This window comes from Streptomyces glaucescens, assembly GCF_002154375.1.
GTDB lineage: Bacteria > Actinomycetota > Actinomycetes > Streptomycetales > Streptomycetaceae > Streptomyces > Streptomyces glaucescens.
Genome location: NZ_MUND01000195.1, coordinates 1 through 14,838, shown reverse-complemented (window position 1 = coordinate 14,838; position 14,838 = coordinate 1). Strand labels below are relative to the sequence as shown.

14 protein-coding genes and 1 tRNA gene are annotated in these 14,838 nt (G+C 72.6%); 3 read left to right on the top strand and 12 right to left on the bottom strand.

The features are described 5' to 3' along the window. Positions 1–27 precede the first annotated feature (27 nt). Positions 28–1,692, top strand: coding sequence for an alkaline phosphatase D family protein (locus CCN42_RS14340; protein WP_086735950.1), 1,665 nt, complete (start codon positions 28–30; stop codon positions 1,690–1,692). A gap of 196 nt (positions 1,693–1,888) precedes the next feature. After that, a complete protein-coding gene (locus CCN42_RS14335; RefSeq protein ID WP_086735949.1) occupies positions 1,889–3,265 on the top strand; it encodes a trypsin-like serine protease in 1,377 nt (458 codons plus the stop codon). Positions 3,266–3,277: 12 nt separating this feature from the next. Here the strand turns inward: CCN42_RS14335 and CCN42_RS14330 are convergent, their stop codons facing one another. The 9 genes from CCN42_RS14330 to CCN42_RS14295 all read right to left on the bottom strand — a co-directional run bounded on the left by CCN42_RS14330 (position 3,278) and on the right by CCN42_RS14295 (position 10,560). Next, on the bottom strand, positions 3,278–4,381 hold the full coding sequence (locus CCN42_RS14330; RefSeq protein WP_086735947.1) for a serine hydrolase domain-containing protein: 1,104 nt from the start codon (positions 4,379–4,381) through the stop codon (positions 3,278–3,280). Then, entirely contained in the window at positions 4,378–5,298 is a 921-nt protein-coding gene (locus CCN42_RS14325; protein WP_086735945.1) for a DUF6895 family protein, read from the bottom strand. Before CCN42_RS14325 ends, CCN42_RS14330 begins: the two co-directional genes overlap by 4 nt. After that, positions 5,295–6,290, bottom strand: a complete 996-nt coding sequence (locus tag CCN42_RS14320) for a DUF6895 family protein (RefSeq protein ID WP_245877278.1) — start codon at positions 6,288–6,290, stop codon at positions 5,295–5,297. Before CCN42_RS14320 ends, CCN42_RS14325 begins: the two co-directional genes overlap by 4 nt. Then, on the bottom strand, positions 6,287–6,997 hold the full coding sequence (locus CCN42_RS14315) for a hypothetical protein (protein ID WP_086735943.1): 711 nt from the start codon (positions 6,995–6,997) through the stop codon (positions 6,287–6,289). The genes CCN42_RS14320 and CCN42_RS14315 overlap by 4 nt, the downstream gene beginning before the upstream one ends. A gap of 23 nt (positions 6,998–7,020) precedes the next feature. Next, positions 7,021–7,215, bottom strand: a complete 195-nt coding sequence (locus CCN42_RS14310; RefSeq protein WP_086735971.1) for a hypothetical protein — start codon at positions 7,213–7,215, stop codon at positions 7,021–7,023. Positions 7,216–7,496: 281 nt separating this feature from the next. Further along, a complete protein-coding gene (locus CCN42_RS14305; RefSeq protein ID WP_086735941.1) occupies positions 7,497–8,621 on the bottom strand; it encodes an amidinotransferase in 1,125 nt (374 codons plus the stop codon). 444 nt (positions 8,622–9,065) lie between these two features. After that, a complete protein-coding gene (locus tag CCN42_RS43750; protein ID WP_211294706.1) occupies positions 9,066–9,209 on the bottom strand; it encodes a hypothetical protein in 144 nt (47 codons plus the stop codon). A gap of 199 nt (positions 9,210–9,408) precedes the next feature. Next, a complete protein-coding gene (locus CCN42_RS43745) occupies positions 9,409–9,855 on the bottom strand; it encodes a hypothetical protein (protein WP_211294705.1) in 447 nt (148 codons plus the stop codon). Between the two features lie 126 nt (positions 9,856–9,981). After that, positions 9,982–10,560, bottom strand: coding sequence for a TetR/AcrR family transcriptional regulator (locus tag CCN42_RS14295; protein ID WP_086735938.1), 579 nt, complete (start codon positions 10,558–10,560; stop codon positions 9,982–9,984). Between the two features lie 219 nt (positions 10,561–10,779). Here CCN42_RS14295 and CCN42_RS14290 point away from each other — a divergent pair, with 219 nt between their 5' ends. After that, a complete protein-coding gene (locus tag CCN42_RS14290; protein ID WP_086735936.1) occupies positions 10,780–11,649 on the top strand; it encodes an SGNH/GDSL hydrolase family protein in 870 nt (289 codons plus the stop codon). 101 nt (positions 11,650–11,750) lie between these two features. On the opposite strand, the gene CCN42_RS14285 is transcribed toward CCN42_RS14290, so the two are convergent. The 3 genes from CCN42_RS14285 to CCN42_RS14275 form a co-directional block, all read right to left on the bottom strand. Then, a tRNA-Leu gene (locus CCN42_RS14285) sits at positions 11,751–11,835 on the bottom strand. Positions 11,836–12,257: 422 nt separating this feature from the next. Continuing rightward, the gene (locus tag CCN42_RS14280) at positions 12,258–13,316 is read right to left on the bottom strand and encodes a sugar phosphate isomerase/epimerase family protein (protein WP_086735934.1); all 1,059 of its coding nucleotides are present in this window, start codon (positions 13,314–13,316) and stop codon (positions 12,258–12,260) included. 60 nt (positions 13,317–13,376) lie between these two features. Next, on the bottom strand, positions 13,377–14,771 hold the full coding sequence (locus tag CCN42_RS14275; RefSeq protein ID WP_086735932.1) for an alkaline phosphatase family protein: 1,395 nt from the start codon (positions 14,769–14,771) through the stop codon (positions 13,377–13,379). Positions 14,772–14,838 lie beyond the last annotated feature (67 nt).

Here is a 14,838-nt window from a genome sequence, read left to right as displayed (position 1 = left end):
TACTCCGCGTGACTGAGAGGACATCAGATGGCGCCCACAGGCCGTGGCACAGGCCTGCCCGAGCTTCCTTCCGCCCGCATCGACGCCGTGTGGCGTGCCGCGGCCCCGCACCTCGCCCGCCGCCGCTTCTTCACCGTCGCCGCGGCGGCCACCGCGCTCGCCTTCGGCACCGGCCTGCCCGCCCGCGGCGCGATGGCCGCGCCCCGGCTCAACGCCCGCCGGATCACGGAGAACCCCTTCACGCTGGGCGTCGCCTCCGGCGACCCGCTGCCCGACGCGGTGGTCCTGTGGACCCGGCTCGCCCCCGCGCCGTACGAGCCGGACGGCGGACTGGGCCAGGAACAGGTCTCCGTGAACTGGGAGGTGGCCCTCGACGACCTGTTCGTCTTCGTGGTGCGCGAGGGCGTCGCCCTGGCCCACCCGGAGTACGCGCACAGCGTGCACGTGGACGTCCAGGGCCTCACCCCGGACACCACGTACTACTACCGGTTCACCGTCGGCACCTGGGTCAGCCCGCAGGGCCGCACCCGTACCGCGCCCGCCGAGGGCAGCGCCGTCTCGTCCCTGCGGCTCGCGGCCGTCGCCTGCCAGGCCTACCACGACGGCTACTACACCGCCTACCGGCACCTGGCCCAGGAGGACGTCGACCTGGTCTTCCACCTCGGGGACTACCTGTACGAGTACCCCGTGAACTCGGCGGGCGGCGAACGCGGGTACGCCGAGGGCACGCTGCCGGACGCCTACAACCGGGAGACGATGACCCTCACGGACTACCGGATGCGGTACGCCCTGTACAGGAGCGACGAGGACCTCCAGGCGGCGCACGCCACCCACCCCTTCGTCGTCGCCTGGGACGACCACGAGACCGAGAACAACTACGCGGGCGCCATCCCCGAGAACGACGTGCCGCCGGAGGAGTTCCTGCTGCGCCGGGCCGCCGCCTACCGCGCCTACTGGGAGAACCAGCCGCTGCGCGCCGCCCAGCTTCCCCAGGGTCCGGACGCCCGGCTGTACCGCCGACTGCACTGGGGCGACCTCTCCCAGTTCGACGTGCTCGACACCCGGCAGTACCGCTCCGACCAGGCCTACGGCGACCGCCCCCACGTCCCGGGCCCCGAGTCGGACGACCCGGCGCGCACCCTCACCGGCGACGCGCAGGAACGCTGGCTGATCGAGGGCTGGCAGGCCTCGAACGCACTGTGGAACGTGGTGCCGCAGCAGGTGCTGTTCTGCCAGCGCAACTTCGACGTCACCGATCCGCCGAAGGTCTCCATGGACGCCTGGGACGGCTACCGCGCCTCGCGCAACCGGGTCGTCGCCGGGGCGAAGGCGGCCGGCCTCGCCAACTGGATCGTCCTCACCGGTGACGTCCATGTGGGCTACGCCCTCGACATCAAGGACAACTTCGACGACCCGGCGTCCCGCACCCTCGGCACGGAACTCGCCTGCACCTCCATCACCAGCGGCAAGGACGGCGCGGACAAGCCGGTCAACTGGGAGGCGCATCTACGGGCCAACCCGCACATGAAGTTCTACAACGGCAAACGCGGCTACCTCCGGATGGAGCTGGACCGGGAGGCGGCCCGGTCGGACTTCCGGACCGTCTCCGCCGTGACCACCCCCGGCGCGCCCGTCACGACGGCGGCGTCCTTCGTCACCGAGGCGGGCGATCCGGGCCTGAAACCGGCGTGACCCCCGCCGTGCCCCGCGCCCCGCGCCCGGGGCACGGCACCTCGCACCCGGCACCCCGGGCGCGGCGTACTGCACATGGCGCCCCCTGGCGTCACCGAAAGCGCGTAAGCCCGCCGCCGACGACATAGCCGGGGGCCGATTGCGGCAAGTCCTAGAGCTCATGGCAGCTTCCCCCTGAGCGAAGGAGACAGGCCGCATGGCCCACAGACACACCGTCATCCGGCACCGGGCCGCGCTCACCGTGCTCGGCGCGCTGGTCCTCGCCGGGCTCCCGTCGGCCGCGGCGGGCGAGCCGAAGCCGTCCGCCGGGTCCCCCTCGTCGGCGGCGCAGACCCTCGGCGCCGACAAGCCGGCGCAGGGAGTGCTCCTCGCGCTGGAGCGCGACCTCGGGCTGACCCCGAGTCAGGCCCGGACCCGGCTGGTCAACGAGGCGGAGGCCGGCACTCGCGCGGGCCGGCTCCGCAACGCGCTGGGCGAGCGCTTCGCCGGTGCCTGGCTGCGCGGCACGGTCTCCGCGGAACTGACCGTCGCGACCACCAGTGCCGACGGCGTGGCGGCCATCGAGGCCGAGGGCGCGAAGGCCGTGGTCGTCAGGAACACCCTGCCCGGGCTGCGAGCGGTGAAGGCGCAGCTGGACAAGACGGCCATCCGCGCCGACACCCGCGACACCCCGCTGTGGTACGTCGACGTACCGGGCAACCGGGTCGTGCTGGAGGCCACGGACCGGTCGGCCGCGGACGCCTTCGTCAGGGCGGCCGGGCTGAGGCCGGAGCAGGTCGGCATCCGCGTGACGACGAACCGGCCGCGGCTGTTCGAGAACCTCACCGGCGGCGACGCCTTCTACATCGACGGCCTCGCCCGCTGCTCCGTCGGCTTCTCCGTCACCAAGGGACAGCAGCAGGGCTTCGTCACGGCCGGCCACTGCGGCAGGCCGGGCGCCAGGACGACCGGGTACAACGGGGCCGCCCAGGGCACCTTCCAGGCCTCCACGTTCCCCGGCAAGGACATGGCGCACGTGGCCGTCAACGCCAACTGGACGGCGACCGCCGACGTCAAGGCGGCTGGCGGCTCGAAGGTGCAGGTCAACGGGTCGGTCGAGGCGCTCGTCGGGGCGTCGGTGTGCCGGTCCGGCTCGACCACCGGCTGGCACTGCGGAACCATCCAGCAACACGACACCAGCGTCAGCTACGCCGAGGGCACCGTCGACGGCCTGACCCAGACCACGGTGTGCGCGGAGCCCGGCGACTCCGGGGGCCCGTACGTCGCGGGCAGCGGCCAGGCGCAGGGCGTCACCTCCGGCGGCACTGGCAACTGCACCAGCGGCGGGACCACCTTCTACCAGCCGGTGAACCCGATCCTGAGCGCCTTCGGTCTCACCCTGAAGACGGCGTCCACGCAGGCCGCGCCCACCCCGCAGGGCACCGCGTCGGCGGACGCGTGGGCCACGGGCCGGGTCTACGACGCCGGGGCCACCGTGACCCACGCCGGAGTGCGCTACCAGTGCCTCCAGCCGCACCAGGCGCAGGGCGTGTGGTCGCCGGAGGCGACTCCTGCCCTGTGGCAGCGGGTGTAGCGGCGGTCCCCGCTACAGCTCCGCGAGGAGCCCGTAGGCCGTGGTGACGAACGGGTCGCGGTACCGGAAGCGCCGGGTGCACACCGCGGCCAGGGCCGTGCCGGTGTCGGGCCGTAAGCCGAGGAACGCCTGCTGGCCGAGGGTGGCCCCGCTGTGGAAGTACATCGGGCCGCCCTCGACCGGGTGCCGGAACCAGCCCACCGTGTGGACGTGCCGGTGCCCCAGCCCCCGGCGGAGCACCGGCGTGCGCACGGCCCCCAGCGCGGCGACCAGGTCGTCGGGGCCTTCCGAGTCCGCCCCGGCCGGATCCAGATGCGCTTCGAGGAAGGTCAGCAGGTCGTGCGGGGTGGCGCGGATCGCGCCCGCCGCCTCGAAGCCTCCGGCGTCGAACGGGGGCACGGGTGTGCGGCCGTCCTTGGTGTGCCCGGTGGCCTCGCTCTTCGAGTCGTCCGCCCGCAGGCCGGTGCCGTGCAGGCCGAGCGGGCGCAGCAGGTGCGCGGCGAGCAGGTCCGCCCAGGCGGTGCCGGTCGCCGCCGCGACGGCGTGCCCGAGCACGGCGACCCCGAAGTTGGAGTAGCGCCAGCGGGTGCCGGGCCGGCGCCGGGGCCGGTACCGCAGGAACGCGGCGGCCACCCGGCCGGCCGGGTAGCGGGCATAGGGGTTGGTGCGCCAGGCGGGCAGGCCGCGGAAGTAGAAGTCGTGCGGCAGGGCGGGCAGTCCCGAGGTGTGGGTGAGGAGGTGGGCGAGGGTCACCGGGTCGGTGCCGGTGGGGCGGCCGGGGTCCAGGCAGGCAGCGGCCGGTTCGCCTCCGGTCAGCAGGCCGCGCCGGATCAGCCGGGCGAGCAGCAGCCCGGTGAACGTCTTGGAGGCCGATCCGATCTCGTAGCGCAACTCGTCCCGGGGCACCGGCGGGGGCGGGGCTGTGCCGCCGCGGTGCACGACGCGGCGCCCCGCGCGGGAGACCGCGAAGACGGCGTCGGGTGCGTCGACGGCGTCGACGGCCGCCGCCAGCCGCTCCCGCAGTTCGGCGTCGGAAGGCTCGGCGGCCGGCCGTGGGGGCGGGGCGGGGTCCGGTTCCTCCGGGTCACCCGGCCAGGGCGTGGTGCGGTCGCTCATGACGCGGTGTGCGCCAGTTCGGTGAGGACCCGGGAGGTCGCCATGACGGAGGCGAACGCGGCGACCAGCGTCGGATGGTAGACGATGTCGAACACCTCGTCCGGCTCGCCCTCCGGCATGGACCTCACGGCGGGCATGGCGCCGTCGGGCTGCTGGGCGGCGGCGAAGCCCTCCCAGGCCCGCTCGTCGAAGGTGGGGCGGGGCAGGCAGGCGTCGACCACCAGGAGTTCGCCGAGCAGGTCCCAGCGTTCCAGGTCCAGCCAGTCGTCGAGCCAGGCCGGCAGCCAGGTGGCGAGGTAGTCGGCGAGCCGGGGCGGCAGGCCCTCGGGACGCTCGCCCCAGTCGGTGAGGTGGAACACCGTGTGGGTGAGGTGGTAGGCGATGCGCGTGGTGACCGTCCAGGGCTCCGGGGTGCGGGCCAGCCAGGTGGTGTCCACCAGATCGGCCTCGGGCGGGCGCGGGACGAGGCCGAAGCGGCGCTGGAACGCGGACAGGCCGAGGCGGCGGGTCGGGGCCACCTCGTAGGACGTCCAGCTCTCCAGCCGGTGGTTGAGGACGATGGCGCGCTCCAGCTCGGGCCGGCTGTAGCCGAGTTCCTTGTAGGCGAGGTACACCTCGAACGGGATCGGCGAGATCGGCTCGATGCGCTGCCCGCGCACCAGCATGCCCCCGCCGTCGAGGGTGTCGCGCCAGGTGTGGTCGATCAGCCGGCGCGCCAGCTCGGCCTGCCGCGACCCCGCGACGCCCTCGCGCAGCAGCACCTTGCAGATCAGGGCCAGCTCGCCGACCGGTTTGAACCGCTCCAGGAAGCCGACGTCGGGGTCGACGTCGACGTCCAGGCGGAATCCGTCACGATGCGCCCAGAGCCATTCCATGGCGCGCACACCGACGCTGTGGATCAGACGGGTGGAGGTCATCGGGGCACTCCTTGTCCGCCGTGCCGGCGGAGGGGGGCGCCGACCGGGTGACCGTCGCTCCCGCCGCCTCCGGTGAGGCGCGCCAGGGTCACGGCAGCCGCGAAGGTGGCCGTCAGGGTGGAGTGGTAGCAGTGCAGGAAGTCGGGCTCCGGACCCCGGCTGCCGTCGGCGCCGCGATCCGGTTCCTCCTCGGGCAGCGCGCCCGAGTCGTAGCAGGCCGAAGCGATCCGGGGCCAGGAGTCGCGCAGCAGCGCGGGGTCGGGCGGATCGGGGAGGCCGGCGGCGACGGCCAGCAGCTCGCAGCTCAGGTCCCACATGCCGGCGTCCAGGCAGGTGTCGAGCCAGGGCGGCAGCCAGTCGGCCAGGTAGCCGGCCAGGTCCGGCGGGACTCCGTGGGGGTCGCGGCCCCAGTCGGTGAGGTGGAACACCACGTGCGTGAGCGAGTATCCCGCGGAGCGCTCGAACGCCCAGGGTTCGGCCAGGCCGCCCAGCCAGGTGGCGCGCAGCGCCTGCGCGGGGTCCTCCGGCCGCTGGATGCCGCTGCGCCGCTCGGCGCGCAGCAGGCCGAGCCGGCGGGTGGGCTTCTGCTCGGTGAGCCGCCAGCCCCGGCTGCGGGCCACCCTCGCGGCGGCGGCCTCGTATCCGGGGTGGCGCAGTCCGGCCGCGGTGAAGACGGAGTACACCTCCAGCGGGTAGGCGGCGAACGGCTCCAGCCGCTGCAGGCTCAGGAACCGTTCACCGTGGTCCGTCTGCCGCCAGGCGAAGTCCAGCAGCTCTGCGGCGCGGTCGTGCAGCGGGTCCGACGGCGGAGTGTGCAGCCGTACGGTGGTGCACACCTGCGCCAGTTCGCCGAGCGGTTTCCAGGTGGAGTTCACCGGGCCCTCGGCGGTGAGCGTGTCGTCGCCGAGGGCGAAGTCGCCGCGGTGCGCGGACAGCCACGCGAGCGCGGCGGACTCCACCTCCCGGATCTCCCGCACGTCCACGGCCGTCATGCGACGGCTCCGGCCGCGCGCATCACCCGGGCGGCCTGGATCTGGAGGGCGACCCGCGGATCGCCGCCGCCCATCAGCTCCACGAAGTCCAGCCCGGTCTCCAGACCCAGCTCGGCCGGCACGCCGTCGAGCAGGGTGAGCCAGCGTCCGGCACCGGCGGCCTGCTGCCAGTCCCGGCGGCGCACCGCTCGGACGAATCCCCGGGCCACGTCGACCGGGCGGCTGCGCGCCACCTCGGTGACCGCGCAGGCCTCGCCGGGGACGGCGAGCGCGGCCAGGACCGCCAGCTGGTGGGTCAGATACTGCCAGCCGGCGCCCTCCAGCCAGTCGGTGTCGACGTCCGGTGCGGTGTCCTGTCCGGGTGCGCCGTCCGGGGCGGCCTCGAAGCGGCGCAGCGTACGGCGCATGGCCCAGTGGCTCCACCGTACGGCCGGGGCGGCGTCGGCGCGGGCCGGGAAGGACTCCACGGCTTTGCGGAACACGGCGAGTTCCGCCAGGTCCGGCTGGCTGCGGAAGAGGACCCGCGGCAGCAGCAGGTCCGCGCCGAGCACGCGCACGGCCGGGAGGACGAGGTTCGCCGTGGGGGTGTCCTCACCGATGGCTCCGGAGACGGTGACGTGGTCTCCGCCACGGAGGGCGGAGACCACGCCGGAGGCGAGATCCTGCACCGCGCCCTGCAGGAGGGCCGTAGTGCCTGACTGCTCCATTCAGCTGTTCCCCTGTTCTGCGCTCAGCCCTTCTTGGGGCGAGGGGTCGGCGGGGACAGAAGCAGCTTTCCCCCGCCTTCCAGGACCGCCAGGGCGGCGCACTCACGGCTGTCCCGGTAGACGCCGTCCGGTTCGGCCGGGTCGAGAGCAGCCTCGACGTCGGCGGCCTGGATCTCGATGACTTCTTCGAAGGTCTTGTCGTGGGAACGCACGAGCATCATCTCCCTTGAGGCTTTCACTGTGCCTTCAACACACCACTTCACCAGATTCGGACAAACTATGCGAAATCGCCCAAAAAAGTTGATTCCAAAGTTCAACTTCTCACCCGTCGGACATGCCGGACTCCGGACCGGACGACACCCTGAAGCCCCTGGATGATTGACCGTTCACCCGAAACGCATCGGCTCGGAGCGCAACGGAGAGGCGCCCGCGGCGCGAACTCACGCCGGGACGCCCCAGGTCCGCCGCACTCCTCCGACAGCGGAGAGTTGGCGCCCCGTCAGTCGAAGTACGACTCGAGTGTCCCCCTGCGCCGGACGTCGAGCGTGGCGCAGTGGAAGGAGCCGCCGAACGGGGCGTAGTGCAGCAGGTCGCACGGGATCGGTTCGAACCCCCAACGCTCCAGCGCACGCAGCATCTCCGTGTGGTGCCGCTCCGCGATCACCCTCCGCTCGTCGACCATCAGCACGTTCATGCTGAGCCACCTGCCGCACATCGAGGTGAGCTTGAGCAGCGGGTCCCTGATGGGGGTGGGTTCGGGCGCGATCAGCACGTCCCACGAGTCCAGGATGCCGGGCAGCCGGTCGACGTCGACGTACTCGGGATTGACCAGCACCTTGCCGGGCGCGAGCGGCACGAACGTGGTGTCGATGTGCATGGGCGTGCGACAGCGGCTCTCGATCTCGTGGATGCGGTAGCCGGGGCCCAGATGGCGGCGCAGCCATTCGATGCCCATCCGGTTGGTCACATTGCTCCGGGTGACGAAGAGATCCCGCCCCGCGCGCACGAAGTCCGCCGCGTCGAACACCGGCTCGAACTCGGTGAGGATGTAGCGCATCGGCTCATCCGGGCCCGGGACCCGGAAGTCCTCCTCGAAGAGATCCTCGGTGAGCTGGGGCCGGGGCGCCGCCGTCCAGCGGGCGCCCCGCCGGAAGTAGTCCTTGAGGACCGCGCGGTAGGAATGGGTCTCGAAGTACCGGCACGGCCATGCCATCGGGGTCTCGATGATCTCGTCGCCGATCACCAGCATGCTGTCCCGCGGGCAGGTGTTGCAGAACCCGCGCGAGGACCAGTCCGGGGTGCCGAAGCGCCGCCCGTGATCGACCGCGTCGGGCCGCCTGACGGTGACGCCGAGGGACTCCAACAAGCCGACGAAACCGTTGAGTTCACGCTGCGCGCGCTCGACCAGCAGGCGCGGGTAGCGGCGGCCGGCGGCGAGCCCCTGCATGCGCGCGGCCCACGGCGGCACGTTGCAGCTCACCACCGGATGATTGGCGGGGATCCGTGACCCCTCCAGCCGCCCGACGATGATCTCCTCCAGCGGGTCCCATTCGTTGTACGAGCTGACGGGCGAGACCAGGGGTTCCGCGGAGTCGTCCGTCGCGAGGGTCCGCACGAGCGTCATGCCCACCCGCTTTCGATCGCCGAATCGATTCGCTGTGATCACTACGTTACTCAACGTGTACCCCGCCCGTCGGCACCCAGGCAGCCACACGTGCCGCCGCACGCGCCACCGGCCGGCAACGGCGGGCGAACCGGGCCGTATCCCACAGGTCCGACGACGCCTCATCCGGCCTCTGGCATATGACAAGTAGCCGTTGCCTCCACTCTGTGCCACGGTGAAGGAGGTGCCCATGGGCAGGATCGGGCCGTTGCCCCGTCCCCGGGCGCCCTGTGTGCGTCCGGCATCCCAGCCCCGGTGACGCATCGCTCGACCATCACAACGCTCAACCGTCCACACCTGCCGTTCGGCCGTTCGTGTGCCCGCCCTCGCCCCGGGGCCGGGCCGCCTCGCGCCGGCCGACGTGAGGGAGCGCCGGAATGGTCAGTGCCATCGTGGACTACGCCTTCATCGGCGAAGCACGTCCCGCAGCCGTTCGCACAGCCAGGTGCTGTGCGCCGTCCCGGCGAGGGACGGCGGATGCGGCTCGGCGACCAGCGCGTTGAGCAGTTCCCCGGCGCCGAGCACCTCCCCCGTCCGCAGGGCCGGCACGGCCGGCCTGAGTTCGGCCGCGGCCCGCCGCGAGCCGGCCGGGACCCGGAGGGCTGGGCCAGGACCGGTTCGAGGAGCAACCGGCCGAGCAGCTCGTCGCGGCCGGCCAGGACGGCGCCGACACCGGCCGCGGTCAGGGCGAGCAGGGCCGGGCAGAGGTGCGGCGCGTCGTCCCGTCCGCCGCCGTCCCGGGGTACGTTCAGCGGCCGTTGCAGGGCCCGCACCCACACCCGCGTGTGCGCCCCGCCCTCGTCGCGCCACGCGCCCACGGCCAGCAGGTGCAGCAGGGTGTCGCAGTCGCTCCGGTACCGCTCCGGCAGCTCCCGGTAGGCCTTCGCGTCCGGGTCCGCTCGCCCGGCGGGTACCGGTCGCCGTCCGAGAGGCGTGCCACGACCCGCAGCGCCTCGGCGTCCACCAGCTCGTGCAGGTCGATGCGGCGCACCGGGTCGGGCAGCGCGCGTTTGAGCCGGGCCACGGACAGCTCGCGGGTCGGCGCGGGCTCCGCCCGCTGCCCCAGGGCCTCGGCCCGGGCCATCAGCCCGGGGAAGAACTCGTTCGCCGTCATGCCCCGGACCACCACGGCGCCGTGCCGGGCGACGAGTTCGGCGGCCTTGCCGTGCAGGCAGTGCGGGGCCGCCCAGAACATCCAGCCGCAGGACCACCGCGGCCGCCGTCGGCCTGTACGTGGTCGCTCATCCCCTCACTCTGCGCCGCCGCCCCCGCCCTCGCCTCCCGGACGCGCGTCGGCCCTGAGGGCGGCCGGCCGGCGAGTTCACACGGGAGGTGTCAGCACGCGCTGGAGGAGCGCGCCGTAATGCGCCACCAGCGCCGGGCGGTCGGTGCGGAGCAGCGTCTCGTCCTGGGCCACCCACAGCGCGTACAGCATCCCCGCGGCCAAGGCTGCCGCGAGCCGGGCACGGAGGTCGGCGTCGGGCCCGGACAGGCGGCGGCGCAGGGGCGCGATCAGCACCTGTTCGTGGGTGTCCCTCAGACGTCGCTGGATCCGCTGTTCGTCGCTGCCGTGCACCAGGGCCAGGAAGATTCCCCGGGCGGCCCCGTCGAGGTCGACGAGGAGTTCGACGAGCCGCTCCCCCAGTTGCTCCAGCGGGACGCCGAGCAGCGGCTCGTCGTCGATCGTCAGGTGCATCGTCTCCAGGAACAGCAGCTCCTTGCTCTTGAAGTACCGGATCACCAGTGCGGGGTCGGCGCCGGCCGCCGCGGCGATCCGCCGGACGGTGGTCCGGGCGTACCCCTGCTCCTGGAACAGCCGGGTGGCGGCCGAGCGGATGGCCTCGCGCGTGGTGGTGCCGGGTTCGGCGAGGGGGCCGGTACGGGGTCCTGGCTGCGGCATGGCGGCAAGGATAGGGGCCCGCTCGCCGGGTGGCCCGTCGTCGGCCGCCGAACCGGGGGCGGCGGTTGGCATTTCAAGAAGTTCGGTCAACAATGTTGACGCCCGCGTGACGCGCCTTCACATTACTTATCGGTAGTACCGATCGGTAATCCCGCACCCGGTTGTTCCCGGCCGTACGGCACCCCCTCGCTCGCCCGTTTCCCCGAGAAGAGAGAGCACATGCCGAAGCCGATCAGATATGTCATGTGCGCGTCAGCAATGGCCGGGGTGCTGAGCCTCGGCCTCACCGGCGCCACCAGCGCCCACGCCACCCAGACCTTGGACTACGTCGCACTCGGCGACAGCTACAGCGCCGGCTCGGGCGTCCTCCCGGTGGACCTCACCAACCTGCTCTGCCTGCGCTCCACCGCGAACTACCCGCGCGTGATCGCCGCCCGGACCGGCGCCCACCTCAAGGACGTGACCTGCGGCGGCGCCCAGACCAAGCACTTCAGCGAGGCCCAGTACCCGGGAGTGGCCCCGCAGCTGGACGCCGTCACCGACGGCACCGACCTGGTCACCCTGACCATCGGCGGCAACGACAACAACACCTTCATCAACGCCGTCACCGCCTGCGGCTCCGCGGGCCTGCTCAGCGGCGGCAAGGGCAGCCCGTGCAAGGACAAGCACGGCACCTCGTTCGACGACCAGATCGAAGCGAACACCTATCCGGCGATCAAGGCCGCTCTGCAGCGCCTGCACGCCAAGGCACCCGGCGCCCGCGTCGCCGTCCTGGGCTACCCCTGGATCACCCCGGCCACCGCCGAACCGGGCTGCTTCGCGAAACTCCCGATCGCCTCCGGTGACGTGCCGTACCTGCGCGGCATCCAGACGCACCTCAACGCCGTCGTCCAGCGCGCCGCCGAGGAGACCGGATCCACGTACGTCGACTTCTCCCGGGTGTCCGACGGCCACGACGCGTGCAAGCCCACCGGCACCCGGTGGGTCGAACCGCTCCTCTTCGGCACCAGCGTCGTCCCCGTCCACCCCAACGCCCTCGGCGAGCGGCGCATGGCCGAGCACACCATGGACGCCCTCGGCCTCGACTGACCCGACGCGAGAGGACGAGACGACGCAAGGACTGGAGGACTGGAGGACTGGAGCAACGCGAAAAGGTGGCCGGGATCGCTCCCGACCACCTTCGCGATCTGTGTCCGAGGGGGGACTTGAACCCCCACGCCCGATAAAGGGCACTAGCACCTCAAGCTAGCGCGTCTGCCATTCCGCCACCCGGACAAGGTGTCCGTCGCCTTGCCGGGGGTGTTCCCCGCGGCGACAGGGACAACAATACCAAGGTTTCGGAGTGCGTCTCACCTGCGTATCCGTCCCCCTGGCGGGGCCTGGACCGGCTGACGGCCGCCCCGACGCAAGGCGTCACCGTAGGTCATGAAGGAGTCACTCGTCGGTGTCGCGCGCCTCGGTGGTCGGCTCCACGATGCCCTCGCGCCGGTCCCGGGGCTGTGCCGCCGCTCCGCCAGTCCCTGGTCCCGCCCGGCGGGTTTCCGGGGGCAGGGGAGCACTGTCGACGGCTTGCGCCTACGGTGACGGGAACCTGACACAGGGTGGTCGCCCTTCGGTCGCCGGCGCCGGGCGCGGGAAGGGCCCTTCCCGGAGCCGGAGCTCCGGGACAGGGCCCTTCCTGGTGCGCGGGCGCGCGGTCAGCACTTCTCCCGCAGCGAGTGCAGGTGTGCGCTGGACTTGCGGGCGAAGGTGAACGACTCGGCCGGGTTGTCGTGCTCGGCCTGCCAGTGGTGGGCGAACCGCTCGCCGCGCAGCCGGGTGACCGCGGACAGGAACCGCCGGTAGTCGATGTCGCCGTCACCGACGTCGGCCATGCGGTAGCCGTGCTCGGTCGACGGGTCGCTCAGCCCGTCCTTCACGTGGAACAGCGGGTAGCGGTGCGGCTGCCTCAGCACGTAGTCGAGGGGGTCGAAGGGGGCGGGGGTGCCGTCGGGCCGCCGGGAGAAGCGGAACTGGCCGACGTACGCCCAGTAGATGTCCATCTCCAGGTACACGAGGTCGGGGTCGGTCTCGGCGAGCAGCACGTCGTAGAGGCGGACGTGCGGCTTGTCCGTGGCGAAGGAGAACTCCTCGGAGTGGTTGTGCTGGTAGAACTTCATGCCGCGCGCCTTCGCCGCGGCGCCGTAGGTGTTGAAGTCCTCGGCGGCACGCTTCCAGGCGTCGACGGTCGAGCCGTAGCGGAACGGGTTGGACGCGGTGCCGACGTGCTTCAGGCCCAGGGCCTGGGCGTCGTCGAGGACCTTGGTGAGGTTGGTGGCGAAGGTGTAGGCGTTCGGGTCGCTGGAGTGGTAGCCGACGTGGCTGCCGATCGGGTTCAGGCCGTGGTTCCTGGCCAGCCGCTTGAGCTGGGCGAGGGTGATGGGGCCAGCGGAACCCTGGGTGTATCCGGCGAACTCCACCTCGTCGTAGCCGTACCGCTCCAGCTCGGCGAAGACGGGGCCGAAGCCGAGCGTGGAGACCTTGTCGCGCAGGCTGTAGAGCTGGATGCCGAGCCGGCCGGGCGGCAGGACGGGGCGTCCCCGGCCGGGCGCGCCGGCGGTACCGGGGGTAGCCGCCGTGGCTCGCGTGGCAGCGGTCGCGGGGCCGGCCGCCGCGCCGAGCAGGGCGGCGGCGGTGGCACCCGCGGCGACGCCGAGCATGCCGCGTCTGCCGATGCGGTGGGTGAGTTCGGGGTCGGGCTGGGAGAAGCGGCTCATGCCTGGAACTCCTCTGGGTCGGGGGCCGTTGTCAGTGGTGGGTGCTTCACTGGTGGCAGGTCAGGAGAGACCGGCCAGCTGGAGCAGGAGTGCTTTCACGTCGGTCGCCGCGACGCGGTCGCCGACAGCGCGGGGGGTGGAGCAGATGAGGAGCGGACCGTCGTCGTCGCTCGCCGGGAGGCGGCCGTGGCTGCCCCGAATAGGTGAGGGATCCAGGGGCACGACCGCCATGCGGTAGCGCAGGCCCAGCTTCTTGCGGGCCAGGGCGGTCGCCGCCTTCACCTTGACGTAGGGGTCGAGGGGATCCATGAAGAGTTCGACCGGGTCGTAGCCGGGTTTGCGGTGGATCTCGACGAGCCGTGCGAAGTCGGGCGCGCGGGCGTCGTCGAGCCAGTAGTAGTACGTGAACCAGGCGTCCGGCTCCGCCACGGCGACGAGTTCGCCGGAGCGCGGATGGTCCAGATGGTGGGTCTTCTTGCCCTCGTCGTCGAGGAGCAGGTCGATGCCGGGCAGGCCGGTGAGCGCGGCCCGGGCCGCCGCCAGGTCCTCCAAGCGGCGGACGTAGACGTGGGCGATCTGGTGATCGGCGACGGCGAACGCGCGGGACGCCATCGGGTCGAGGTATTCCATGCCGTCCTGGGTGTGCACCTCCAGCAGTCCGGCGCGGCGCAGCGCCCGGTTGATGTCGACCGGCCGGGACACGCGGGTGATGCCGTACTCGGAGAGCGCGACGACGGTGCGGCCCTCGGCCCGGGCGTCGTCGAGCAACGGGGCGAGCGCCGCGTCCAGGTCGGCCGCCGCGCGGTGGGAGCGCGGGTCGTCGGGGCCGAAGCGCTGCAGGTCGTAGTCGAGGTGCGGGAGGTAGCACAGGGTCAGGTCGGGGCGGCGGGTGCGCTGGATGTGCCGGGTGGCGTCGATGATCCAGCGGCTGGAGACCAGGTCGGCGCCGGGTCCCCAGAAGTGGAAGAGCGGGAACGTGCCGAACTCGCGGGTCAGTTCGTCGTGCAGGTCGGCGGGGCGGGTGTAGCAGTCGGGTTCCTTGCGGCCGTCGGCGTAGTAGACCGGACGGGGGGTGACGGTGTAGTCGGTGTCGGCGCCCATGGCGTACCACCAGCAGATGTTGGCGACGGTGTAGCCGGGGTGGGCCCTGCGGGCGGCGTCCCAGAGCTTGTCGCCGGCGACCAGGCCGTTGTGCTGGCGCCACAGCAGCACGTCGCCCAGTTCGCGGAAGTACCAGCCGTTGCCGACGATGCCGTGCTCGGAGGGCATCGTGCCGGTGAGGAAGGTGGACTGGGCGGCGCAGGTGACGGCGGGCAGGACGGTGCCGAGCGGCGCCCGGGAGCCGGACCGGGCGAGGGCTCTCAGGTGCGGCATGTGGCCGAGGAGGCGGGGGGTGAGGCCGACGACGTCGAGGACGAGGAGCGGGGTGGGGCGCGCCGGGGCGTGGGCGGTCACGGCAGCTCCTTCAGGCCGAGGTCGGTGAGGAGGTCGCGGGCGAGGGCGAGTTCGGCGGCGATGCCGT

Excerpts from the sequence above, each read along its gene's own strand:
- CCN42_RS43745 (WP_211294705.1), bottom strand. The coding sequence starts at position 9,855 with ATGTTCTGGGCGGCCCCGCACTGCCTGCACGGCAAGGCCGCCGAACTC.
- CCN42_RS14335 (WP_086735949.1), top strand. The coding sequence starts at position 1,889 with ATGGCCCACAGACACACCGTCATCCGGCACCGGGCCGCGCTCACCGTG.
- CCN42_RS14315 (WP_086735943.1), bottom strand. The coding sequence starts at position 6,997 with ATGGAGCAGTCAGGCACTACGGCCCTCCTGCAGGGCGCGGTGCAGGAT.
- CCN42_RS14295 (WP_086735938.1), bottom strand. The coding sequence starts at position 10,560 with ATGCCGCAGCCAGGACCCCGTACCGGCCCCCTCGCCGAACCCGGCACC.
- CCN42_RS14310 (WP_086735971.1), bottom strand. The coding sequence starts at position 7,215 with ATGCTCGTGCGTTCCCACGACAAGACCTTCGAAGAAGTCATCGAGATC.
- CCN42_RS14305 (WP_086735941.1), bottom strand. The coding sequence starts at position 8,621 with ATGACGCTCGTGCGGACCCTCGCGACGGACGACTCCGCGGAACCCCTG.
- CCN42_RS14340 (WP_086735950.1), top strand. The coding sequence starts at position 28 with ATGGCGCCCACAGGCCGTGGCACAGGCCTGCCCGAGCTTCCTTCCGCC.
- CCN42_RS14330 (WP_086735947.1), bottom strand. The coding sequence starts at position 4,381 with ATGAGCGACCGCACCACGCCCTGGCCGGGTGACCCGGAGGAACCGGAC.
- CCN42_RS14280 (WP_086735934.1), bottom strand. The coding sequence starts at position 13,316 with ATGAGCCGCTTCTCCCAGCCCGACCCCGAACTCACCCACCGCATCGGC.
- CCN42_RS14320 (WP_245877278.1), bottom strand. The coding sequence starts at position 6,290 with ATGACGGCCGTGGACGTGCGGGAGATCCGGGAGGTGGAGTCCGCCGCG.
- CCN42_RS14290 (WP_086735936.1), top strand. The coding sequence starts at position 10,780 with ATGCCGAAGCCGATCAGATATGTCATGTGCGCGTCAGCAATGGCCGGG.
- CCN42_RS14325 (WP_086735945.1), bottom strand. The coding sequence starts at position 5,298 with ATGACCTCCACCCGTCTGATCCACAGCGTCGGTGTGCGCGCCATGGAA.